Source organism: Stenotrophomonas sp. INTA L402-1 (assembly GCF_059295135.1).
Genome location: NZ_JCAFWP010000039.1, coordinates 18,337 through 40,874, shown reverse-complemented (window position 1 = coordinate 40,874; position 22,538 = coordinate 18,337). Strand labels below are relative to the sequence as shown.

Genomic DNA, 22,538 nt, shown 5'->3' with positions numbered 1-22,538 from the left:
CAAGGGTTTCTGGGGCGCGGATCTGCTGTTGAGCCTGGCCGGAAACGGTACTGAGCGGCACTGGCTTACGCCCTCGCGGAGCAATCTGGTGGCCGAAGAAGTGGAGCGCTACAACGCGCATGATCGGTTGCTGGAAATGCGCGTCTCTGCGCAGGCGCGGAAGAAAAATCCTGCGCTGCCCACGCACTGGCGGGTGCGCGAAGTGAGCTATGAGCATCAGGGCAAGCTGAAAACGGTGCTGACCTCGCTACCGGCAGAAACGTACAGCACAAAGGCCGTAGCCGAGCTCTATCAGGAGCGCTGGGAAATCGAGCTCGGTTTCAGGGACCTTAAAAGCTCAATGCAGCGCAATGCCATCACCCTGCGCAGCAAGACCGTCGAGCTGGTGTATCAGGAAGTCTGGGGCCTGCTTTTGGCGTACAACATCATCCGCCGCGAGGCGAGCCAAGCGGCGGTTGCCTACGGCCGCGCACCCTCGGAGATACGTTTCAAACCTGCCTGCCACTACATCGCCGCGCAGCTGATCGTGATGGCGGCGGCACAACCCGCTTCGGCTACCGGAAGGCGTTTATCCCAGCTGCGATCCGGCGTCGCCAGCCTCTTCCTGGAGCACCGTCCCCGGCCAACAACTCCGAGGACGGTGAAGATCTCCAAAACCCGTTATCCCGTCGATCGCAAGGCTGCACCGCTTAAGTGAACAGCATTACGCTTCGGCGGGGTTTTTCTTTGCCCACCATATCCCTGTAAAGCCGAGCCTTTGCTCGACTGAGGCTTATGATTACGTAACAAGTAATGTAACGGAAGGCCCGCGTCGAAGCTGGCTCTTCGTGAATATGTCCATTATTTTCAAGCTCATAGGTGCACAGCCGCGCTTGCAGTCCCGCTTTTTTGATGCTAATTACGTAACAAATTTCGTATTACGTAATGCACATGCCACGCGCTCAACGCCCACAGGTACTGGATCTGATCGCTCAGCTGGCCCCCGGCCAGCCGTTACCTGCCGCGGCGCTGGCCGAGCGTCTGGGGGTGGACCGGATGGCGCTCAGCCGGCTGGTGGCCGCCAGTGGCCCGCAGGTGGTGCGCATGGGCAGCACCCGGGCAACCGCCTATGCACTGCGGCGGCCCACCCGGGCCGGCAGCGAATGGCCGCTGTACCGGCTGCGCGAAGATGCGACGCTGGAGGAGCTGGGGCGGGTAATTGCGCTGGTAGGAGGCGGCTTCCACGTCGATGCCGGGCCTGACTGTCCGAACCTGCGACGCGCGCCCGAAGGTGACGTTGCCGCCTTCTTTCCTGACTTGCCGTGGTACCTGGATGACCTGCGACCGCAGGGATTTCTTGGTCGCAGCTTCGCCCACGGCCGTGCGCAGGCGCTCGGCCTGCCGAAGGACCTCAAGAGCTGGCAACCGGACGATGTGTTGATGGCCCTGGTAACCGCTGGCGGGACTGAAGCGGGCGATCTGCTGCTCGGTACCGCCGCCGTGGAGGCGGCGATGGAGACGTTGCAGGTGCCGATCGATCGGGTTGCGGCCGACGATCGTCTTGCACAGTATCGCGAGCGTGCGCGTGCTGCGCTGGACGGAGAGGACGTGGGCTCCTCGCCGGGTGGCGAGCAACCCAAGTTCACCGCCACCGTAGAGGCCTACGGCAGGCGCCGCTCGGTCCTGGTCAAGTTCGCGCAGCCCGATGAAGGCGCCGCCGCCCAGCGCTGGAGCGATCTGCTGGTCTGCGAACATCTGGCGCTTGAGGCCCTGCGCGAGTCCGGACAAGCCGCGGCGTCCAGCGAACTGCTGCAGTCGCCCACGCACACCTTCCTGGAAATCGAGCGCTTCGACCGCACGCCCGATCTGCTGGGGCGGCGAGGCCTGGTCTCGCTGCTGTCGCTATCGTCTGCGTTCACCGGCGAGGTCACCCCAGCGTGGCCGGTTGCAGGCGCCGAACTGCGTGATCAAGGCTGGCTGACGGCCGACACCGTGCAGGCGATGGGCCGACGCCATGCGTTCGGGCGGCTGATCGGCAACAGCGACATGCACCACGGCAACATCGCCTTCCACTTCATTGATCGCGGCCCGCTGCCGCTGGCGCCGGTCTACGACATGCTGCCGATGTCGCTGGCGCCGTCAAAGCTGGGCGTGTTGCGCGCGGACGAGCCGCTGTCGCCGGTCGCGCCGCTGGGCAGTGGTGATCTGCAGCATCTGCGCTGGGCGGCACCGGTGGCTGAAGCATTCTGGCAGTGCGTGGCTGTTGACGGGCGGATCCAGTCGCCGGCAATGCGGTCGTTGGCGGGGGCGAACGCCGAGCGGGTGCGGGAGATGGGCGCGCGGTTTGGGTGAGCCAGCTGTTGCGCAAGCCTGGGCGCGTGGCGTTACGCAGCGATGGCTGAGGGTTTTTCAGTGTGTCTTGGCGTCGGCGGGTAGCCGGTTGAGCGCAGGCTCCACTACACTGTGACGCTGCGCAGGGCCTATAGCTCAACGGTTAGAGCAGGGGACTCATAATCCCTTGGTTCCAGGTTCGAATCCTGGTGGGCCCACCAAGCCAGTTCGCATGATCGGCTGCCGGTCTCCTCTTCTCCGCGCGTTCTTCATTTAGGGCAACATCTGATCCACACGCAAGGATCGAACATGCCCGACACCCGCGCCCCGGTGGAAGACTTCACCACTGAAATCGAAGACAGCCGGCATCTGTTCGCCTGGTGCCTGGTGCGCTACGGCCAGATTCCCGAAGCGCTGGCAATCGAACAGGCACGCGAACGCTATCCCGACCAGACCGCCGGCCACGAATACGAGCACGAACTGCTCTTCCACGACGAGCCCTGGCATTGGGCGATGCTGCATGTGCTGGGCGAAGGGTACTGGCACCAGAACCCGGAACTGTTGCAGCCGTCGCTGGAGTACGACACCGAATCGGACGCGCTGTGCCTGGCGCGCGGCGAGCCGATTCCCTTGCTGGATGAGGATGAGTATCTCGGTGCGCTTGCGCACGCGCGTCATATGCATGCGTGGACGTTGATCCATCAGGCAGGGATTGACGAAGAGCAGGCACAGCGGCAGGCGCTTGAGTACTACGCGTACTTTCCGCCGCATCATCGCTGGCGCATGTGCGTCCACGATGCGCGCGCTGCATGGGTCGACGTGATGAGCGTGCTGCGCATCAATGACTACTGGAGCCGGCCCGAACTGCAGAGGCCGCCTGAGGCGTACTGGCGCGCGTCACGTGCATTCGCCCTGGCACAGGGGCTCCAGCTGCCGGAAATTCCGCCTCCCTCATGAGAGGGCGCTGCAAGGGTGGCATGATGCGGCTTCCGCCGATCCGTACGACAAGGAGCCCGCATGAAGCGCAGTGCCCGTATGTTCGTCGCCCTGACTACCCTTGCGGCACTGCCTGCCGCTGCCGAGCCGTCCGACTCACCCAGGCGCCCGTCGGTTGACACCCTGCAACGCCTGATCGTCGACAAGGCACCGCAGACGCGCGTAGCAACACCGGACCACGAGCGCATCACCGCACGGCGCATCGATATCGTCGATGACACGGGGGTGATCCGCATGACGCTGTCCGGAAAGACACCGGCACCGATCATCGATGGCCTGCAGTACAAGCGCGCCTTCAACGTGGCCGGCATGGTGCTGTACGACAACCAGGGCAGCGAACGCGGTGGCTTGGGCACCGCCGATGTCGACGGCGGCATGGCGGTGCTTGCGCTGGACCATCCGGCGATGGATGCGATCGGCTGGCGGGTATCACCCGATGGTGCGGTGAGTTTTTCGATCAACCAGGCGCCGAAACTGATCCGTGAGCCTGCATTGGGCAACAAGCTGATTCCTGGGGTGCAAGCACCGACCCGCATCGGTCTGGTGGTCGGGCCTGACGGCACGCCGGCCATTGCCTTGAACGACAAGGCAGACCGCACCCGACTGCGCCTGACTGTCACTGCGGAAGGCTACGGCGCGATCGAGTTCCTCGATGCGCAGGGCAAGGTGATCCACACATTGGCGCCGGAGGCTGAGCTTCGGCGCTAGCGCGTGGGGGGCGCCGATCGGCGCTTACCCGCGCCGCCCCCTGCCATCAATGCTGTACCGCCCGGCCCCGGTGCAGGCCAGCAGCAGGAAGCCACCGGCCAGCCCCAGGTTCTTCAGGAACATGATCTGTTGGGTCTGGTCGGCGAAGTTGTGATGGAAGATGAAAGCGGTGACCAGGCTGAAGCCCACCAGCACGATCGACACCAGCCGGGTCTGGAAGCCAAGCAGGATGCACAGTCCGCTGCCGATCTCGAAGGCGATGGTCGGCCAGAGCAGGATGCCGGGCACGCCCATCGCTTCCATGTAGCCCTGGGTGCCGCTGAGATCACCGAGCTTGCCCAGGCCGGAGATGAGGAACAGCGCCATCAGCAGGATGCGTGCAAGCAGGTAAGCGAGCGAATGGGATGAGTGGCTCACGTCGGTGTCCTCGGAGATGGCCGGCGAAGGCGATCGGAGCCCACCGGCAGTGAAGCCCGTGTCTACGCCAAGGGCAAGGCGCCTTGACAGCTGGCCGTCCGCAGGAGACCTTTCTCCCATGACGATTGATATTGAATCGCTCAGCCTTCGGGAGCTGGGCGCCTTGGTGGTTGCCGCTGAACAGCGGAAACAGCTGATTTCCAGCCGCCGTCCGGCCAGTGCGGTACGGCGGATGTTGAAGGCCGCAGCAGCAGAAGCGGGGTATACCCTCGAAGAGCTGTTCGGCGGAGAGGCGAACGAAGAGGCCGCACCGCGCCGGAAACCGGCACGGCGCAGAACCGGGAAAGTGGCTGCCAAGTACCGTGACCCGGAGTACAAGCGCCTGACCTGGTCCGGCCGCGGGCGCATGCCGCGCTGGCTGGCGTCCAAGGTGCAGAAGGGCCACAAGGTGACCGACTTCCTGATTCCTGGCCTGGCCCGGCCGACGGCGCGCAAGAGCAGCCCGATCGGCAAGCGCACGGTTTTCAAGAAGGATTGAACCTGCCGCGCTGCTACCCTGCCGGGGTCTTTGAACGAAGGAACACGGGATGGCACACGATGGCAGCATGACGATCTCACCCAGAGTCCTCTACATCGCGGCAGGCGCGGCGGTGCTGGTCAGCGTGCTGGCCTGGGCGGTGGAATGGAGCGGGATGGCCTATGTCTGCCCGTACTGCCGCGTGCAGCGCACGGTCATCGGCGTGCTGGGCGTGCTGATGCTGTTCGCACGACCGGGCGGCCTCATCGTGCCCTGGTTGTCGTACACCGCAGGCGGCTTCGCGTTCGTGGTCGCGGCGATGCAGCACTTCAACGGCTGGAAGCGTATTTCCGCCGGAGATTTCAGCTTCAACGCGCAGTGGTACATCGACCCGTGGCTGCTGTCAGGTTGCGCGATGCTGATCCTGGTGGCGCAGCTGATGCTGGTGCAGGCCGCATGTCGGCGCAGTCTGCACTGAGGCCTGCTCACGGGCGTAGCGTCAGGCGTTCTGGAACACCGCCAGCTGCGCAGCAAACGCACGCTGGTAGGCGGGGCGCTGCGTTGCACGGCGCACATAGGCCACCACCTGCGGGTACTCATCGAGGAGGCCACTGCTCTTCAGGCGCAGCAGCACCGAAACCATCATCAGGTCGCCGGCGCTGAATTCGCCCTCCAGCCACAACGCCGATCCCAACCAGGCGGACAGCTGTGACAGCCGCATACGCACGCGCTCATCGAGCATCGGCAGACGCTGCGCATACCAGGGCTGCTCGCGCTCCAGCACCCAGGCCATCGAGCGCTCGACGATGGGCGGCTCCACCGTATTCAATGCAGCGAACACCCACATGATCGCGCGCATGCGTGCATCTGGATCAGCAGGAAGCAGGCCGGCATGCTGCTCGGCCAGGTGCAGCACGATCGCGCCGGATTCGAACAGGACCTGGCTGCCGTCCTGCCAGGTGGGGATCTGCCCGAAGGGGTTGCGGGCCAGGTGCGCGGGCTGCTTCAGCTCCGCGATGCTGAGCAGCTGCACGTTGTAGGGCACGCCCAGCTCCTCCAGCGCCCAGCGCACGCGCATGTCACGGGCCAGGCCCTGGCCGCGGTCCGGGGAAGTGGCGAAGGCGGTGAGGATCGGGCACATCGTGGCACTCCTGCAGGTCGAAGGGCCTGCCTTTCCTGTTCCGACGAACCACGGGGCGAGAAATCGACACCCTTCCCGGGACGGCGGGCGATACACTGCCCGCCACCCACCACACCTGTGCCTCCTCATGTGGCAGCGCCGCACTTCCCTGGCCGAACTGCAGCAGCAACGCGATGTGCTGCAGGCTGAGATGGATGCGGACGCCCAGCGATGGGTCTCACAGCTTCCGCCGGATGATCTCGTGGCAGCGCTGATGCCGCAGGCGCGCCGGCTTCAGGAGCTCAATCAGCTGATCCTGCGGGCTACACCGCCGCGTGAGCTGATGAAGCGCCTGAAGGCGCTTGAGCGACAGCTGCTCGAACCCGGTACACAGAACGCAGGCGTGCGGAGGGGACTGGAAGATGAACTGCGCGATCTGCACCTCTATTTCAGCAATCCCCGCCGTCGCCCATTGACGGCAAAGGTCATTCTCATCCTGTTCGCCTGCGTTCTGGCCGCCTTGTTCCTGCCAAGGCTGCTTGCGGACCTGCTGATCGCTCTCTAGGCCGCCCTCACCCCGCCCGATGCAGCTTCCGGTACTGATCCGGTGTGCACTGTGCGTGTCGCTTGAACATCTCAGCGAAGGCGCTGACGCCGGAATAGCCCAGCTCCTCGGCGATCCGGCTGATCGGCCGGCGGGTGCACAGCGCCTCGGTGGCGCGCACGAACTTCACCCGTCCACGCCAGTCGCCGAGCGACATGCCCAGCTCGCTGCGTGCCAGGCGTTCGAGCTTGCGCACGCTCATGTGGTGGCGCTGCGCGATTTCGGCAACCGATTCGGCCATCGACAGGTGTTTCTCCATGTACGCCATCACCTGCTTCAGCGCATCGCTGCTGGCGATCGGCAGGAAGCTGGGCAGTACGGCCGCATTGACGATCTGGTCGATCACCACGGCGGCCATGCGCCGCTGGGCCGGGGTCTGCGGATCGGTCACGCCCTGCCGTGCCAGTTCGTGCAGCAGCTCGCGCAGCAGCGGGCTGACTTCCAGTGCACGGCAGCGATCAGGCAAGCGGCGTGACAAGGCCGGCGACAGATAGGCGGAGCGGTAGGCCAGCTGCGAGCGGTTGCGCGAATAGTGGGCCATTCCCGGTGGAATCCAGATCGCGTAGTGCGGCGGGGACACCATCCACTCGCCGTCGATCTTCATCTCCATCACACCCTGCGCGACGAAGTTGAACTGGCCCCACGGATGGCTGTGCGTGCCCCAGTCCGTGGGCTCCATCGCACCCTGCCGGAAGTAGATCGGACCGGGCAGCTGGCGGAAGGTGGGGATCGGCTCCATCGGTTGCCGCAAGCCGGGGGTGGAGTGGCGCATTTTCGGGATGTCCTCGATATGCGCCAAGCGTACGCTGGCCTTTCCCCTACGTACACCTATACGCGTGAACTATCTTTTCCCGATCCTCGCCTGCCTGCTGTGGGGCGCGAACACCATCGTCACCAAGCTCGCCTCGGACTCGGTCGGCCCCATCGACATCGGCTTCTTCCGCTGGCTGGTCGCGGCGGTGGTCCTGCTGCCGTTGGCGCTGCCACGTCTGCGCGAAAACCTGCCGACCGTGCGCGCCAATCTCGGGCGCTTCCTGGTGCTGGGCTGCCTGGGTGGGGTGATGTACCAGTGCCTGGCCTACTATGCGGCGCACTTCACCTCGGCCACCAACATGGGGGTGATCCAGGCGCTGATTCCGTTGATCGCGCTGGCGCTGTCGCGCGTGTTCATGGGCCATCCGGTGCGAGGCACTTCCATTCTTGGCGCGGTGATCTCCACTGCCGGTGTGGTGGCGGTGGTCTCGCAGGGCGACCTGGCACGGCTGGCGGCGCAGGGCCTGAACCGAGGAGACGCGATCATGCTGATCGGCGCATTGGCCTTCGCCGCCTACAACGTGCTGATGCAGCGCTGGAAGATTCCGCTGTCGGTGCTGGAGTCGCTGTTCCTGCAGGCCACCGCTGCATCGCTGATCCTGTTGCCGGTACAACTGCTGGTCGGCACCGGGGTGAATAACCTCACGGCGGTCGGCTGCATCGGCTTCGCCGCCGTGTGCGCTTCGATCCTGGCGCCGCTGACCTGGATGACCGGACTGTCACGCCTGGGCGCTGCGCGCGTCTCTGGCTTCTTCAACCTGGTGCCGATCGTGACCGCCGCGCTGGCAGTACTGCTGCTGGGAGAATCGCTCAGTGGCTGGGTACTGGGCGGTGGCCTGCTGGCGGTGTCCGGCGTGGTGTTCGCCGAGTACAGCGCCGGGCGCACCGCCGCAGTGCCGAGCGAGCAGCCCGCATAGGGCTTCGGTCATGCGGGATACGTGTCTCCGCTCAGCGCCTGTTCCACCCGCTGTTGCAGCGCGTCTGCATCATGGCCGCGTTTGCCCTGCAGGCTGAGATACAGCGAAAGCGGGTCCACCACATCGCCAATACTGGTGAATGCCGGCGGATAGGCCCAGATCTGCAGCCGTGCGCTCTGAAGGCAGTCCGGGCCGGGCATGGGAAGTGCGCCCAGCAACCGCCACGCATCGATGTGCAGTGCGCGGGTGCCACCGATCGGGGGCGGTGACGTTTCAGCAAGCGCATCGAGGCCTGCCATCGGCGCCGGATGCCCCGCATCGCGGAGTGCCTCGGCGGTCGGGCCCCAGCAGACATCCACTTCCTTCAGGATGGGGGAACGCAGGAACGGCTGTGCCCTGGCCCAGACCTCGTCGCGGTTGCCGGCCAGCTTCAGGAAGCGCTCGCGGCCCCCGGTGGAGCGTTCAACCAGGCCGCGACCGACCAGTTCGGCAGACAGGCGCGACGCCGTCATCGAGGTGTAGCCGGCGACGGCACTGATCTCGCGCGGCGACCACCAGCGCGACTGGCCGCTCAGCAGCACGTGGATCAGTACGGCCTGCGCCGAAGGCAGCAGCGAGATGGCTTTCTTCTCATGATCGGGGTCGTCGCGGAACTCAATGGCCAGGCTCGGCGCGAACAACTGGGTGTGCGGGACCACGAAGTCGATGTGGTTCTCGACCAGGAAGCGGCGCTGGGTCGGCGTGAGATAGGGCGAGACGTACAGCACCAGTGCATTCGCTGCAGAGCGCAGGCAGCGCACATCCTCGATCACGCGGGTGCTGGACTCGCCCGGCTCGCGGGCCACGGCGAGCATGGCGGGGGTTTCCCCGTACAGCATCAGCCCGGCGAGGTGGTAGCGCGATGCCATCGCGTGGGGAATGGCATGCAATGAAGCAAGTGGATGCACTGCCGAGGCGAGCCCGGGAAGAATCCTGCGCAGGTACCGCTGCGCGTCAGCGACCAGGTCGGTCAGGCCGGTGCGAACTGCCGTCGTCATCTCGTACTTCCCTTGCGGCGGCATGTCCGGAAGATCGGAACCCGGCCACACCGTCACATTCAGTGGTGAACCTGGAGACGGGTGTGCAGTGTCGGGGCGCGTGGCGATCCATGCGGTCCTGCTCCTTAGCCGTCATGACATCAAGTGTTGCCGGGAACCTTGGAGATTCCGTCGAAAAACGATGGAGATTGGGTGGAGGCGGTGTGCATCGTGGCCGGCGGACTCCCCTTCCGCCGGCCACGAGCACGGACCTGCCCGTCAGAAGCGCTGCGAGTACTTCACGTACACGGTGCGGCCGATATCGAAGCCGCCGTAATAGGGGAAGGAGCTGGACGGCTTGGAGAACATGATCGGGCCCTGGTGGTTGAACACGTTGTTCGAACCCAGCGCCACGGTGCCGTCCCACGGCAGCTTGTAGCTGACCTGGATGTCGTGGAAGGCATTGGAGCCGACCTTGCGCAGGGCATCCGGTTCACCGTAGGCGTAGCGGTCGGGCAGGGTGCACGGACGGTTCGGTACGCAATTTTCAACCATGCCGGAGTAGTAGCGCACGGTGTACTGCGTGCTGAAGTTGCCGAGCTGCCAGTTCACACCCAGGTTCGAGCGCAGGCGGGAAATGCCCGGCTGGCCGATCCGGCCCATCATGATCGTATCGCCGGCCGAGTTCTGGTTCTCCTCGTCGTACTTGGAGACATAGCTGTTCTGCAGGTCGATGGTGAAGCGGCCGAACGAGAACTCGGGCAGGCGGTAGCGGATACCCAGGTCCCAGCCTTCGGTTTCCATCGAGCCCAGATTGGCCAGACCGTAGAACATGCTGGTGATGTGGCCATCGCCAGCGCGCTTGACGCTGCCACAACGCGAAGCGTTGCCGAGCACGTAGCAGTCACGCAGGATGCGGTCGACGCTGTCCTGGATGATCATGTTGGTGATCTTGTAGCTGTACCAGTCGAGGTTGATGTCCAGCCCGTCCACCCAGCGCGGGCTCCAGACCACGCCCACGGTCTTGCTCTTGGACTCTTCCGGGCGCAGCTTCGGATCGGAGCCGGTGGTGAACTCGTCAGGCGTGGCGCACGGATAGCTGGCGCAGGGCTTCAGGCTCTGGTTCAGCTGCTGGTAGCCCAGCGGGACGCCGGCGGCGTTGCAGGCGGCATTGCCGTTGACGCTGTTGGTGGCGCCGATGCCGCACGGGTCGACATAGGTTTCGAAGCTGGTGCCCAGGCCGCCATACAGATCGGAGATGCTCGGTGCGCGGAAGCCTTCGGCGAAGGTGCCACGGATCATGAGCTCTTCGATCGGACGCCAGGCGAAGCTCGCCTTGGAGTTGGTGGTGCTGCCGAAGTTGCTGTAGTCGGAGTAGCGCGTAGCCAGGTTCACGGTCAGTTCCTTGGCGAACGGCAGGTCGCGCAGGATCGGCACGTTCACTTCGGCGAAGAACTCGTTGAGGCTGTAGTCGCCGGCGGTGGTGGATGCGCCCAGTGCAGTGCTCTGGCGCGACTGGGCGAAGGCATCGGGCACGAAGCGGCCTTCTTCCTTGCGGTACTGATACCCCAGGGCGACGGACAGGTCACCGGCAGGCAGTTCGATCACCGGGCCGGAGATGTTGGCGAAGTAACTGCGGGTCTTGGTGATGCCGGTATCGTTGAACGTCGGGAACAAGAAGCGCTGCAGTTCGGGATCGGAGAGAGAGCCAGCCCCCGCGACCCCGAACGGCAGCAAAGGATTCCAGGCCAGGCAACCCGAGACCGGCGATGCCGCCGTGCCACACCGGGCCACACCGTTGGCATCGAGGTAGGAGGGCCCCAATGCCTGCCGGGAAGCGATCAGGCTCATGTCGCCACGGCCTGTTTTTGTAACTTCATTGCGGTTGAACAACGCGCCGACTTCCCAGTCGTACGTCTTGGTCCCCAGCTCGAAGTAGCCGGACAGACTGGGTGCAACCCGCAGCGACTTCAGCTTGCTTTCGGTCGTGCGCGGCACTTCCCACAGGCGTCGATTGAACGCGATGCCGTGGTCGAGCGGGTTGAATACGCTGGCCGCGTCCAGGGGCGTGCCGAACTTGGTCGACTGGTACGGGTAGCCCGCGATCTGCTGGTCGGTGGTGCGCTCGTTGTAGCCGATGTCGGCAGTGAACTTGATCTGGTCGGTCAGCGCATAGTCCGTGCTCAGGAACAGCGAGCGGCGCTCGATGCCGGTCTGCAAGTGCATCTGGTCGTTGCCGTTGGCGAACTCGGTCGGCGTGATCGGGTGGTAGTCGTTCGGGTTCTTCGGATCGCCGCCACGATTGAGGGTCTTGAATACGGCGTCACCGGTATTGCACTTGTAGAGCGCCGGGTCGCACCACGAACCGTTCTGGCTGATGTTGCTCCAGTCCGCGCCCGGGTAGTTGGGGCCGGCGCCGCCGTACCGGGAGAACTCCCGGTCGCGGGCAAACACCGGGTCTGACTTCTGGTATTCCAGTGCGAGCGTGTACCCGCCACGCTCCCCACGGGCGCCGGTGACCAACGAGAATGTGCTGTCCTTGCCATCGCCCTGGCTGAACTGCCCGTGCTGCATGGACACTTCCAGGCCTTCGTAGTTCTTGCGGGTGATGATGTTGACCACGCCAGCGATTGCATCCGAGCCGTACAGCGAGGAGGCGCCGTCCTTCAGCACGTCGATGCGTTCCACCGCGCTCATCGGAATCTGGCTGAGATCCTGCAGGCCGCTGGTGGTGGCGCCGAGCCGCTTGCCGTTGACCAGAACCAGGGTGCGCGTGGCACCCAGATTGCGGATGTTGACGTAGTAGCCGCCAACGTTCTCGCCGGACGCCAACGCGCGCGCACGCGAAATGGTCGGCGCGCCGGTGGAGGTCAGGTTCTGCAGCAGGTCGGCGATGGTGGTGAAGCCCTGCTGCTCGATCATCGCGCGGGTGATGGCGATGATCGGCTGCTGCGTTTCGATATCCACGCTGCGGATGGCCGAACCGGTAACCTGGATGCGATCGAGGTTCTTCGGTGTTTTATCGCTGTCATCCTGCGCATGCGCGGTCGGTGACCAGGCAGCGGCCAAGGCCGTGCCCACTGCCAGGGAAAGCAGGGTGTACTTGTAGTGCATTTGGCTCTCTCCAAATCCAGTTGAATGGGTTTCCGCATCGCTGCGTGGAAACCGATCTGAAATCCCGCTGTGCGGAATCGGAAGGAACCTAACACTCCGTTTACAACTCGATTACGTTATGGACGCGTTATCGTCGCGCGCCGGATACAGCGTTCATGCACAGGCCATGCACGAAACCGCGACGCGCACCAAGGGTGCTCTGCTTCAGTCTGGCTGCGGGCTGATGACAGACTCCAGGAGACATCCGATGAATACCCCCGGCAAACCAAGACCCACGTGGAAGCAGTGGCATGTGCTGTTGCTGGTGCTTGCCATCGCACTGTTGGTGACGCTGATCATCGTCATCGCGCCATGGTGAATCGTCGGCGTTCTGCTCAGGTACCGTGAACGCGGAAATGCGACGGGATGAAGGAGTCAGGGCGCGTTGAGGGTGGTGATGCATGCATCAATTCGTACTCACCCAATCGGCACATTCAAACATCCACAGTGGTCCCGAAGGCAACGCACTCGCGCTGTCATTCTCCATAGACCATCGAGCACACAGGAGCGATTCCATGAGCACCCAGTCCACCATCGAACACCGCCTCAACGACCTGATCGAGATCGCCCGGGACGGAAAGTCGTTCTACGAGGAAGCTGCGACCAAGGTGAAGGATGCCGAACTGTCGGCCCTGTTCACTCGTATTGCCGGCGTCAAGGGCCGCATCGTCGCCGCACTGAGTGGCTCCGTTGCTGCCAGCGGTGGCAAGCCGGCCGAGCACGGCACCATGGTCGGTTCGATGCAGCAGTTCTATGGCAAGGTCCGCGCTGCATTCGGCGACACCAACTATGGTTACGTGGCCGAGCTGGAAGAGTCCGAAGACCGGCTGCTTGGCGCGTTCAAGGACGTGCTGAAGGACAACGAACTGCCGCCGGCCGTGCGCCAGGAAGTCACCCAGCTTCTGCCTGAAGTGCAGGAGTGCCATAACGTGATGCGTGCGCGCAAGCACGCCATGAAGGCGGCCTGACGATCATCGGCGGCCTTCTCCCCGGGGCCGCCACGGTCGGGGCAGCGTGGCTGCCCCGGCCATCTTTGCAACCAGCGCTCCAACATCATCGCCGCGTGGTGCTACGGCCCAGCAGCAACACCGCAAGGCTGGCCAGCAGCGCGGCGATGGCCGACGTCCACAGTGCACTGGCAAATCCATGGCTGTAGATCGCCTGTGCGAAGGCGGCGGTGCGCGCATCGGCGAAGGTGCCGGTAGCGATCGCATCGGCCATGGGCAGTACGTTGCGCGCGGGAACCGCCGCGGACAGTGCGCTGCGGATGCCCAGGCTCAAGGCACTGGACAGTACGGTGAATCCGAGCAGGATGCCGACAAAGCGCGTGGTCGCGCTGATGCCGGAGGCCATGCCGGCGCGCTCGCGCGGTGCCGCGCCGATGATGGCTTTGGATGTCTCGCCATTGAGGATGCCGCCGCCGGCACCGATCACCACCATTGCGACGAGTGCCAGCCAAGGCAGGTGCTGCCACGCGGCCAGTCCGGCCACGGCATTGCCCGCGGCGGTGACCGACAGCCCGATCGCCAGCACCGCCGGACTGGCCAGATGGCGACCGAGCCGCCGGCCCACGCTGGGAAACAGCAGCATCGCCGCAGCGAACGGAAGCATGCCAGCACCGGCAGCCAGTACGCTCAGGCCGATGCCGTTCTGCAGGTACTGCGGCAGCATCGATGCCATCACCTGTGCGCTGACCGAATAGCCGACCATGGCAATGAGTGCGCCGACGAAACGCGGACTGGCCAGCAGCCCGAGATCGACCATGGGATGTGACCGTGCCCGTTCAACGATGACGAAGGCAACAGCCATGATGATGGCCAGGCCCAGCCCAATCAGCGCCGGGGCCGATGTCCATCCTTCTGCCAGTCCTTCCACCAGGAAGAACACGATGCCGAAGATGGCAGCGCTGAACGTGATGATGCCGGGCGGATCGAGCGGGCGGACCACGCTGTCTGACGACTCGGGTATCCAGCGCAGCGTGCCGTAGCCGAGCAGGCCCAGGAACGGCAGGATCGCGACGAACACCGCGCGCCAGCCCCAGAGTGCGGACAGCACGCCGCCGATCAGCGGTGAGAGCACCATCATCACGCCCATGGCTGTGCCCCAGAACGCCCATGCAGTGTCCTTGGCGGCCCCCTCGTGGTACGTGTGGCCGATGATCGACAGCGAGGGTGCCAGCAGAAAGGCCGCACCCATGCCCTGCAGAGCCCGCGCCAGGTAGAGCAGGGCAGCACCGGGCGCCAGTGCACAGAGCAGAGAGGTGAGGGCGAACAGGCTGATGCCGATCAGCAGCACCCGGCGGCGGCCGTAGCGGTCGGCGACAGCGCCGGCGGGCAGCAGCAATGAGGTAAAGGACAGGATGTAGGCACTGATCACCCACTCGATATCCGCGAATCCAGCGTGCAGGTCACGCGCGATGCTGGGCAATGCGACCGCGACGGCATTGGTCTCCAGCACGGTCATCGTGCAGCCCAGCGAGGCCACCAGCAGGACCGCGTCAGGCAGCGTGTGCTGTGCAGGCGAAGGGGGAGGAGAGGGCGGCACCGGTCACTCGCAGGAAGGGGAGGACGGCCATTCCATCAATGATCGGTGTTTGTTTCATTCTCGGTGTTTTCTGGTTACGTTAGCTTGAACCTAACGAAATGCCGCCCATGGAACGCCGTCACCTGGAGTACTTCGTCACCCTGGCCGAGGAGCTGCACTTCGGTCGTGCGGCCCTGCGCTTGGGAATTGCCACTCCCACGCTGAGCGTGCAGATCCAGGACATCGAGCGTCGGCTCGGCACGCGCCTGTTCGACCGCGGCCGGCGCGAGGTGCTGCTGACTTCGGCAGGCGAGGTGTTCCTGGCGGAAGCCCGTGATGTGCTGCGCCGGTTCGAACAGGCCGAAACCCTGGGCCGGCGCGCGGGGCGGGGTGAGATCGGCAAGATCGAGATCGGCTACGTCGGCTCGGCGCTGTATGCCGGAGCATTGCAGGATCAGCTCAGCCGGTTCCGCAGCCGCTACCCGGGCGTGGAACTGCAGGTGAGCGAATGGCCGATGGGCGAGCTCCCGCAGCTCCTGCAGGAAGGACGGGTGGATGTGGTGTTCTGCCGGCCTCCGATGGATGTGCCCGACAGTTTCGGCGAACACACCCTGGTCGAAGACCAGTTCTGCGTGGCGCTGCCGGAAACCCATCCGCTGGCGCAGGCCCGGTCGCCGGTGCAGCCGGCGTCATTGGCCCGGGAGGGTTTCGTCATGCCGGAGCAGCCGGTGGGCGCAATGGAAGTTGGGCGCCGCGGCGGGTTCATTCCACGTATCCGTTCCCAGCCCGGGCATCTGGCGGCGGTGTTGGCCGAGGTGTCGGTCGGCGTTGGTTCGGTGGCGATCGTGCCATCGGTACTGCAACGCACGCTGGTGCTGCCCGGAATGATCTATCTGCCACTGGCGGGCCCCACCATCGTCTCGACCATCGCTGTGCAGTACCGGCGGGCAGAGACTTCGCCAGTGGTGCGGCGGCTGATCGAGCAGGTGAAGGAGACACCGTGCAGGCGCATCGACATGTTGCCCCTGGCCTGAGCGCCGCGCGGCAGGTGGACGATTGCTACACTGGTGCCACCTGCATTCGCATTCGATGGACACTATGAACAACGGGAACGGTCCGCAGACAGTTCGCTGAGCCGCAACAACGATGCAGACGTTGTTGCGGTGATCATCCCTGCGATGCACGCGAATTGGATGGTCACCGCCGGATTCACTCTGGGCGGAGACTCCCCATGTTCAATCGACAGGCCCCGCGTTGGGCCCACCCGCTGCCATCGGCCATTGTGCTGATGGCGCCGTTCGACCTCCTGGCCTCGCTGGCCATGGACATCTATCTTCCTGTGGTGCCGGTGATGCCGCAGGCATTGCAGACATCACCGACGCTGGTGCAGCTCACCTTGAGCATCTACCTGCTGGTGCTTGGCCTCGGCCAATTGCTGTTCGGCCCGTTGTCCGACCGCATCGGGCGGCGGCCGGTCCTGTTGCTGGGGGCGTTGCTGTTCGCGCTTTCGTCGTTCGCGCTCGCCATGTCCAGCAGTGGCGCGGCATTCCTGGCCTGGCGAACCGTACAGGCGGTGGGGGCGTCGGCGGCACTGGTGGCGACCTTTGCCACGGTGCGTGATGTGTATGCTGATACAGCCGAAGGCGCGTCGCTGTACGGGCTGTTTGCCTCGATGCTGGCCTTCGTGCCGGCGCTGGGACCGATCCTCGGCGCGCTGCTGGCAGGCGCCTTCGGCTGGCGCGCGATCTTCGTTCTGCTCGGGGTACTGGGCATGATCGCCGGCATGCGCGCGGTACGGCATTGGCAGGAAACCCGCCCGCAGTGCCGGGACGCGTCGCGACCCGCGCTACGACGCATCCTTGGCAGCGGCGCGTTCTGGGTCTACACGCTGGGCTTCAGTGCGGGCATGGGCACGTTCTTCGTGTTCTTCTCGGTCGCGCCCCGGCTGCTGGTCGGGCGCATGCAGTACTCGCCGCTGTCGTTCAGCCTGGCCTTCGCCACGGTGGCGCTGGTGATGATCGTCACGGCGCGGATGGCGAACGTGTGCATTGCCCGCTGGAACGTGCGCGGTACCTTCCTGCGTGGCCTGTGGGTGATGGTGGCCGGCGTACTGCTGATGGCGTTGGCCGCAGCGTGGCCTCCCTCGTTCGTCGGAGTGGTGCTGCCCATGTGGGGCATCGCGGTGGGGCTGGTGATGGTGGTTTCGGTGGCTGCAAGCGGCGCGCTGCGTGATTTCGCCGATGCGTCAGGTACGGCGGTGGCCCTGTACTACGCCGTGCAGAGCCTGATCGTGGCAGGCATCGGCACGCTGGTTACCCTCGTGCTGCCCGGCGATACCGTGTGGCCGCTGGTGGCCTATGGGTTGCTGTTGCCACTTGCCAGCCTGGCAGGTGCCGCCGCGCTGCGGCATCGCGCATAACGCTGGGTGGCGGGCAAAAAAGGGGGCGGCCGCAAGGCCGCCCCAACCCGTCAAGAGAGCACGTGTTTAGAAGCGCACAGACCAGCGTGCGGTGGCGCCATGGTCGCGGCTTTCACTGCCGAACTGGCCGCTGTAGCCCAGCTCCAGCTGCTGCCGCGGGGTCAGCCACGCCGCCAGGCCCAGCTCGGCCACTACGGCGTTGTCGGCAATCGGAGCACCCTCGACCGCGAAGGTGGTGCTGCTGTTGGCGAAGGCCAGGTTGGCCACCTGGCTGCGATCACCCGAGGCACGGCGGTAGCCGACACCGCCACGCAGGTGCAACCAGCTGTCCTGCTGGAACGATGCCTTCAGGCCCTTGTCGAAGCGCACGCCCGCAGTGGCGACCGTGGTGCCGGTGTCGTCCACCTTGCCGTGCAGGGCCGCCGCGCCGCCACGCTCGTTGATCTGCTTCAGGTCCACTTCCACGCGGGCGACCTGCAGGTACGGCTCCAGCCCGGCTTCCGGGCCACCGAAACGGTAGCCGGCTTCGATGAAGGCCTGGCGGGTATGCGCGTTGTAGCGCGCGCTCAGGCTGTCGCTGAAGCCAGCGAAGTCGACATCACGCGTGCTCTTCACCTTGTGCTTGCTCCAGGCCACGCCACCACGCAGGCCGAAGCCGCCCCAGGTGTGGCTGGCATAGGCGCCGAAGTGCGTGTTGTCGATCTTCGACTTGGCACGACGCTCCTGCTGCTTCACGTCGGTGCGGCCTGTACCGGCCAGCACGCCGATCTGCCAGCCACCGAACTCGCGGTCGATGCCGACCAGCAGGCCGTTGCTGTTGGCGTCGGTGCGCGCGGTGTTGCTGTTGCCATCCAGCTTGCTGTTGCCGCCCAGTGCCTGCACCCAGGCGCCGGTGGCATCACCCGCATCGGCACCGGGTGCGGTGGCACCGGCACGACGTGACAGTGCGGCATCGCGCACATAGCGGCTGCCCTCGACCAAGGCCAGCGCCGTGGCCGGATGCAGCTCGCCGCTGAGGCCATCGAGCACGCCACCCACCTGTTGCGGGAACAGTTGGGTCAGCGGCTTGGGCAGGCCCTGGTTGATCGCCAGTCCATCGGCCACCGCCGCGGCCGCACGCTGGTTCGGCGTGGTGGCGGCGCTGGCGAGCGAGGCACCCCGGGTCACGTCGATGCGGGTGCCATTGGCGCCGTAGGCCAGACTGAACTGCAGGAACGGCGAGAACGCGCTGAAGTCGGTTTTCGCGAACTGGCCGCTGACACCGCCGTCGGCGCGGATGAAATTGAACTGCTCGCCGAGGTAGTAGGTACCCGGCTCCGGCAGTGCGACCAGGGTGCCGCCGAGAGTGGCGGTGCCGGTTACGTGCAACTGGTCACTGCGGCCGCCCGGGGCAAGTTCGGCGGCATAGACGCCGGTTGCGCCCTGCACGTAGTTGCCGTTGATGGTCAGCGTGCCGATCGAATTGCCGGGCGCGATGATGCCGTCCACACGGGTGTTGCCCAGCGTGCCGATGCCCTTCAGCAGGCCGTTGGCACCGACCGTGGTGGTGCCGCCGGTCTGCGTGCCGTTGAAGGACACCACGCCACCGTTGACCGTCAGGTTGCTGTCCTTCAGCAGGCCGCTGCTGCTGACCGTGCTCACGCCTCCAGTGGTGTTCAGGGCGGTGGAGACCAGCGAGCCGTTGAGCAGGAACTGGCCACCCTGGACTTCGACCGCTGACGTGAGTGTGTTGGTGCCGTTCAATTCCAGCGTGCCGTCCTGCAGCACTGCGCCGTTGAAGGTGTTGCCACCACTCAGGCGCAGCCAGCCGATGCCGGACTTGGTCAGCTTGCCGGGGCCGCCGATGTCGTTGGTCCAGTCATCCCAGGCATCGCCTTCCCACACCTTCAGGCCACCGGCCTTCTGGGTCATCACCACGTTGGTGTCCACGCGCAGCGAGCCGTAGCCTTCGATGGCCTTGCGCAGGTCGACCATGCCCCAGCCGTAGATCGGATCGATGCCTGCTGCACCCAGGTCGCGTGCGGTGGTCAGCAACACGTCGCGGACCTGGGCGTTGTCCAGATAGGGGAAGCGCTCCATCAGCAGGCCGAGCGCGCCGGTGATGTGTGGCGCCGCCATCGACGTGCCCGTCTTGGTGCCATAGACGTACTGGGTGCTCTCGCTGTCGATGATCAGGCGGACATAGGCGGAAGTGTTCTCGACGCGACCCTGGATATCACCGGACACAATGGTGCTCAGGATGTCGGTGCCCGGTGCCGAGATGCACCAGTTGGCGGCAACGCCGCAGATGCTGGAACTGCCATCGATCACGTAGTCGGTTTCGCCCGCAGCAGCGTTGGGCCGGCGGACGTTGGCCACGGCCAGCCAGTACGGTTCAAGTTCCGGCTTCCAGCGCGGCATGGCGGCCGTGATTCCGGCGACGGCGCCACTGCCGTTACCAGCCGACCACACCTGGATGAGGGTGGAGGAGGGGGCATCGCCATCGTTGGCGTAGATGCTGCCATACACGCCGTAGCCGTCACCGATCGCTGCATATTGTGCATCCAGCGCGGCAGCAGTCATGTTGCGGGTAGAGATACCCCAGCTGTGGTTGATGGCGCGCACGCCCTGCGCCTGGATCTGCGCATACATATCCAAGGTAGCGGTGTCATCGGGATCGGTGCGATATAGCGCGCGCGGACGATAGAAGTTGTCCGGATCCAGGCGCCACTCATAGTAGGTATCACCAAACACACGGGCTGCGGTCAGGTTCGAACCGAATGCTACGCCATGCATGCCTTTGCCATCGCGGTTGGCACCGATGGTACCCAGCACGTGGGTGCCGTGGTCGGCGTAGCTGAAGCCATAGGGCTGGCCTGCCGCGATCAGGCGTGCGGCCAGTGCGGCGGGAACGCCGGGGCCAAGGCCGTAGTAGTTGTAGCCTGGCTGCTCGCCACGGGTTTGTTCGCAGGCACCGGTACCGGCCACCACGCCTGGCGTGGCGCAGTCCGCGCCGATGGTGATGCTGGACGTATTGCGCCCCGCAAATTCCTGATGGGCCAGTGCCGAGCCCGAATCGAACAGGGCAAGACGTACGCCCTGGCCGGTCAGTCCACGTGCATAGGCGTAATCGGCCCCCATCGCACCCAGCCCCCAGTCAGCGTTGAATTCATCGCTGCGCCAACTGGCTGCATCGCCGGGGTTGCCGAGAACGGACGTGTTGGCCGCCGCTGGCGTGGTGGCCGTCGGTGCTGCGGACGCGCCGACGCCTGGTTGCGCCCAGGCCGCCTGCAACTGGCGCTGTTGTTGCCAGACCTCGAATGAGTCGTTGGCCATGGCGGGCAACGTGCTGGCAAGCAGCAATGTGCTGGTGACCGCCAGCGCGAGGCGGCTGTGCAGGGGAGAACGGGAGTGGGACGAACGGCCGTGCAGCGGGTGATTCATCGGACAACTTCCTTGATTGACGGACAACAAGGCCGTTAACCCCGCAGCGCGCCGATCCCCCCCAGTGGTGTGAAAGGAAATTTAATGAACAGGTTAATGTTCCGTGACACGGGCGTTCACTCCATCTCCCGGAGGCCTCGCTACCGTGGCCCGGCCTGGGCTCACCAGGCTTATCAAGGAGTGATGTCGATGCGTACTTTCAGGAAAATGATCGTGGGTGCGGTGTTCGCCTTGGCCTGCAGCGGTTCGGTTGCTGTGGCTGGGCCGATTCCGCCATGCGATCTTCCCTGTTGGAAGGCTTACCAGGCCTGTCTGTCCGGCGGCGGTGACGCGATGGAATGCCAGTACGAATACGATCGTTGCGTCATGGATCGCTGCGGCGCCGTGTAAGCAGTGGCAACGCAGGACTGATGGCGAGCCCCGTCACTGACGGGGCTCTTCTGTTTCAGCGCCGCCCGCTTGCAGGCCATGCACGCAGCGGCGAGGATGGGGAATCGCATCGGAGCCGCCGCACATGGCCGTCAAACGTGTCGTCGCCAACATCGCCACGCCTGACCCTGCGCGTGCCGCAGCGTTCTATGGCGAGCTGCTGGGCATGCCGGTGGTGATGGACCACGGCTGGATCGTCACCCATGGCGGCGAGGGCAGCGCGCTGGCGCAGGTCAGCTTTGCCACTGAAGGGGGATCCGGCACCGCGGTGCCGGACCTGTCGATCGAAGTGGACAATCTGCAACAGGTACTGGATCGCATGCACGCGGCCGGCATTGCGCTGGAGTACGGCCCCGCCGATGAACCCTGGGGCGTGCGCCGCTTCTTCGTCCGCGACCCGTTCGGGCGGCTGTTGAACATCCTCGCCCACATCTGAGCAGCAGAAAGCCCGTCAGCGACGTTTGGCACCGGTTGGTGGCACGCCGACCATGCGCAGGCAATCATCCACCACGGCGGCGATGAAGGCATCGGCATCCTGTGCGGGTGTGGCGATCAGGTCGTCGGTGGCGCCGTGCACGCCGGCATAGATCAACGAGGCGGTGACTTTGGGCGCTGGAAGCTGCCACAGAGCTGCGGCATTGCCTGCTTCGAGGATGCCCAGCAGTTGCTGCTGGATCGCATTGCGTTCGGCGTTGCCACGCTGGTGGTGATGATGGTTGGCGTACACCACGTCGTGCAGTGCATGGGTGCGCACATAAAGTTCGATGTTGGCGCGGATCCAGGCGCGCAGGCGCGCTACGCCATCGCTGGCCGGGTAATGCTGCACGGCGCGGTCGACGTCTTCCATGAAACGCCGGGTATAGCGCTGCGCCAGCGCCTGCAGAATCTCGGTGCGCGAGGCGAAATAGGTATAGAAGGTGCCCTTGGCAACGTCGGCTGCAGCGACGATGTCGCTGATGGTGGTGGCGTCCACTCCCTTTGACAGGAACAGTGCCTGCGCGGCGTCCATCAGTTCTTCCTGGCGGGTTTCCGCAGGTTTGGTGCGAGGCCTGGCGACAGCTGGGGTCTGCATGTGGGAGGGATCCGGGTGCGACGGGAGCCATTCTAGCTGGCCTGTGGCACCGACTGACCGTCAGTCATTGACCGACGGTCAGTCAGTGGCTAGGATGCGCA

21 protein-coding genes and 1 tRNA gene are annotated in these 22,538 nt (G+C 65.1%); 14 read left to right on the top strand and 8 right to left on the bottom strand.

Annotation, left to right across the window (positions count from 1 at the left end; all coding sequences use genetic code 11):
* The 5 genes from AC5O77_RS18440 to AC5O77_RS18420 form a co-directional block, all read left to right on the top strand.
* On the top strand, nt 1–697 hold a 697-nt coding region (locus AC5O77_RS18440), incomplete at its 5' end, for an IS4 family transposase (protein WP_494507055.1).
* A gap of 233 nt (nt 698–930) precedes the next feature.
* Nucleotides 931–2,331 carry a type II toxin-antitoxin system HipA family toxin YjjJ gene (gene yjjJ, locus AC5O77_RS18435; protein ID WP_065428852.1) on the top strand — a complete coding sequence of 467 codons (1,401 nt, stop codon included), beginning with the start codon at nt 931–933 and terminating at the stop codon, nt 2,329–2,331.
* A 124-nt stretch (nt 2,332–2,455) separates the two neighbouring features.
* A tRNA-Ile gene (locus AC5O77_RS18430) sits at nt 2,456–2,531 on the top strand.
* Nucleotides 2,532–2,619: 88 nt separating this feature from the next.
* Nucleotides 2,620–3,267 carry a hypothetical protein gene (locus AC5O77_RS18425; protein WP_494507054.1) on the top strand — a complete coding sequence of 216 codons (648 nt, stop codon included), beginning with the start codon at nt 2,620–2,622 and terminating at the stop codon, nt 3,265–3,267.
* A 60-nt stretch (nt 3,268–3,327) separates the two neighbouring features.
* Complete coding sequence (locus tag AC5O77_RS18420) at nt 3,328–4,014, top strand: hypothetical protein (protein ID WP_494507053.1); 687 nt, start codon at nt 3,328–3,330, stop codon at nt 4,012–4,014.
* 24 nt (nt 4,015–4,038) lie between these two features.
* Here the strand turns inward: AC5O77_RS18420 and AC5O77_RS18415 are convergent, their stop codons facing one another.
* Complete coding sequence (locus AC5O77_RS18415; RefSeq protein WP_121504312.1) at nt 4,039–4,431, bottom strand: DoxX family protein; 393 nt, start codon at nt 4,429–4,431, stop codon at nt 4,039–4,041.
* Nucleotides 4,432–4,549: 118 nt separating this feature from the next.
* Here AC5O77_RS18415 and AC5O77_RS18410 point away from each other — a divergent pair, with 118 nt between their 5' ends.
* Nucleotides 4,550–4,969 carry an H-NS histone family protein gene (locus AC5O77_RS18410; protein WP_012512202.1) on the top strand — a complete coding sequence of 140 codons (420 nt, stop codon included), beginning with the start codon at nt 4,550–4,552 and terminating at the stop codon, nt 4,967–4,969.
* A 49-nt stretch (nt 4,970–5,018) separates the two neighbouring features.
* The gene (locus AC5O77_RS18405) at nt 5,019–5,426 is read left to right on the top strand and encodes a hypothetical protein (RefSeq protein ID WP_494507052.1); all 408 of its coding nucleotides are present in this window, start codon (nt 5,019–5,021) and stop codon (nt 5,424–5,426) included.
* Nucleotides 5,427–5,447: 21 nt separating this feature from the next.
* Here AC5O77_RS18405 and AC5O77_RS18400 read toward each other — a convergent pair whose 3' ends face one another.
* Nucleotides 5,448–6,089 (bottom strand): glutathione S-transferase family protein, encoded by a 642-nt coding sequence (locus tag AC5O77_RS18400; RefSeq protein ID WP_494507051.1) that lies wholly within the window; start codon nt 6,087–6,089, stop codon nt 5,448–5,450.
* Between the two features lie 127 nt (nt 6,090–6,216).
* Between AC5O77_RS18400 and AC5O77_RS18395 the strand changes: the two genes are divergently transcribed.
* Nucleotides 6,217–6,633: a hypothetical protein gene (locus tag AC5O77_RS18395; RefSeq protein ID WP_049423734.1), complete on the top strand. Its 417-nt coding sequence runs from the start codon at nt 6,217–6,219 to the stop codon at nt 6,631–6,633.
* Between the two features lie 7 nt (nt 6,634–6,640).
* Here the strand turns inward: AC5O77_RS18395 and AC5O77_RS18390 are convergent, their stop codons facing one another.
* On the bottom strand, nt 6,641–7,444 hold the full coding sequence (locus AC5O77_RS18390; protein WP_494507050.1) for an AraC family transcriptional regulator: 804 nt from the start codon (nt 7,442–7,444) through the stop codon (nt 6,641–6,643).
* Between the two features lie 7 nt (nt 7,445–7,451).
* On the opposite strand from AC5O77_RS18390, the gene AC5O77_RS18385 reads away from it, so the two are divergent.
* Nucleotides 7,452–8,402 carry a DMT family transporter gene (locus tag AC5O77_RS18385; RefSeq protein WP_494507049.1) on the top strand — a complete coding sequence of 317 codons (951 nt, stop codon included), beginning with the start codon at nt 7,452–7,454 and terminating at the stop codon, nt 8,400–8,402.
* 8 nt (nt 8,403–8,410) lie between these two features.
* Here AC5O77_RS18385 and AC5O77_RS18380 read toward each other — a convergent pair whose 3' ends face one another.
* Together AC5O77_RS18380 and AC5O77_RS18375 are read right to left on the bottom strand one after the other, a co-directional pair.
* Nucleotides 8,411–9,439, bottom strand: a complete 1,029-nt coding sequence (locus tag AC5O77_RS18380) for a hypothetical protein (protein ID WP_494507048.1) — start codon at nt 9,437–9,439, stop codon at nt 8,411–8,413.
* A 258-nt stretch (nt 9,440–9,697) separates the two neighbouring features.
* Nucleotides 9,698–12,532: a TonB-dependent receptor gene (locus AC5O77_RS18375; RefSeq protein WP_494507047.1), complete on the bottom strand. Its 2,835-nt coding sequence runs from the start codon at nt 12,530–12,532 to the stop codon at nt 9,698–9,700.
* Between the two features lie 554 nt (nt 12,533–13,086).
* Here AC5O77_RS18375 and AC5O77_RS18370 point away from each other — a divergent pair.
* Nucleotides 13,087–13,539, top strand: coding sequence for a PA2169 family four-helix-bundle protein (locus AC5O77_RS18370; protein ID WP_494507046.1), 453 nt, complete (start codon nt 13,087–13,089; stop codon nt 13,537–13,539).
* 85 nt (nt 13,540–13,624) lie between these two features.
* Here the strand turns inward: AC5O77_RS18370 and AC5O77_RS18365 are convergent, their stop codons facing one another.
* Nucleotides 13,625–15,115: an MFS transporter gene (locus AC5O77_RS18365; protein WP_494507045.1), complete on the bottom strand. Its 1,491-nt coding sequence runs from the start codon at nt 15,113–15,115 to the stop codon at nt 13,625–13,627.
* A gap of 107 nt (nt 15,116–15,222) precedes the next feature.
* On the opposite strand from AC5O77_RS18365, the gene AC5O77_RS18360 reads away from it, so the two are divergent.
* Both AC5O77_RS18360 and cml read left to right on the top strand, forming a co-directional pair.
* Nucleotides 15,223–16,128: a LysR family transcriptional regulator gene (locus tag AC5O77_RS18360; protein ID WP_032128595.1), complete on the top strand. Its 906-nt coding sequence runs from the start codon at nt 15,223–15,225 to the stop codon at nt 16,126–16,128.
* A 197-nt stretch (nt 16,129–16,325) separates the two neighbouring features.
* Nucleotides 16,326–17,513: a CmlA/FloR family chloramphenicol efflux MFS transporter gene (gene cml, locus AC5O77_RS18355; RefSeq protein ID WP_049401065.1), complete on the top strand. Its 1,188-nt coding sequence runs from the start codon at nt 16,326–16,328 to the stop codon at nt 17,511–17,513.
* 66 nt (nt 17,514–17,579) lie between these two features.
* Here the strand turns inward: cml and AC5O77_RS18350 are convergent, their stop codons facing one another.
* A complete protein-coding gene (locus AC5O77_RS18350) occupies nt 17,580–20,936 on the bottom strand; it encodes an autotransporter domain-containing protein (RefSeq protein ID WP_494507044.1) in 3,357 nt (1,118 codons plus the stop codon).
* A gap of 189 nt (nt 20,937–21,125) precedes the next feature.
* On the opposite strand from AC5O77_RS18350, the gene AC5O77_RS18345 reads away from it, so the two are divergent.
* A complete protein-coding gene (locus tag AC5O77_RS18345) occupies nt 21,126–21,326 on the top strand; it encodes a hypothetical protein (protein ID WP_029550896.1) in 201 nt (66 codons plus the stop codon).
* Between the two features lie 124 nt (nt 21,327–21,450).
* Entirely contained in the window at nt 21,451–21,801 is a 351-nt protein-coding gene (locus tag AC5O77_RS18340; RefSeq protein WP_478464496.1) for a VOC family protein, read from the top strand.
* A gap of 15 nt (nt 21,802–21,816) precedes the next feature.
* Here AC5O77_RS18340 and AC5O77_RS18335 read toward each other — a convergent pair whose 3' ends face one another.
* The gene (locus AC5O77_RS18335; RefSeq protein WP_478464494.1) at nt 21,817–22,437 is read right to left on the bottom strand and encodes a TetR/AcrR family transcriptional regulator; all 621 of its coding nucleotides are present in this window, start codon (nt 22,435–22,437) and stop codon (nt 21,817–21,819) included.
* Nucleotides 22,438–22,538 lie beyond the last annotated feature (101 nt).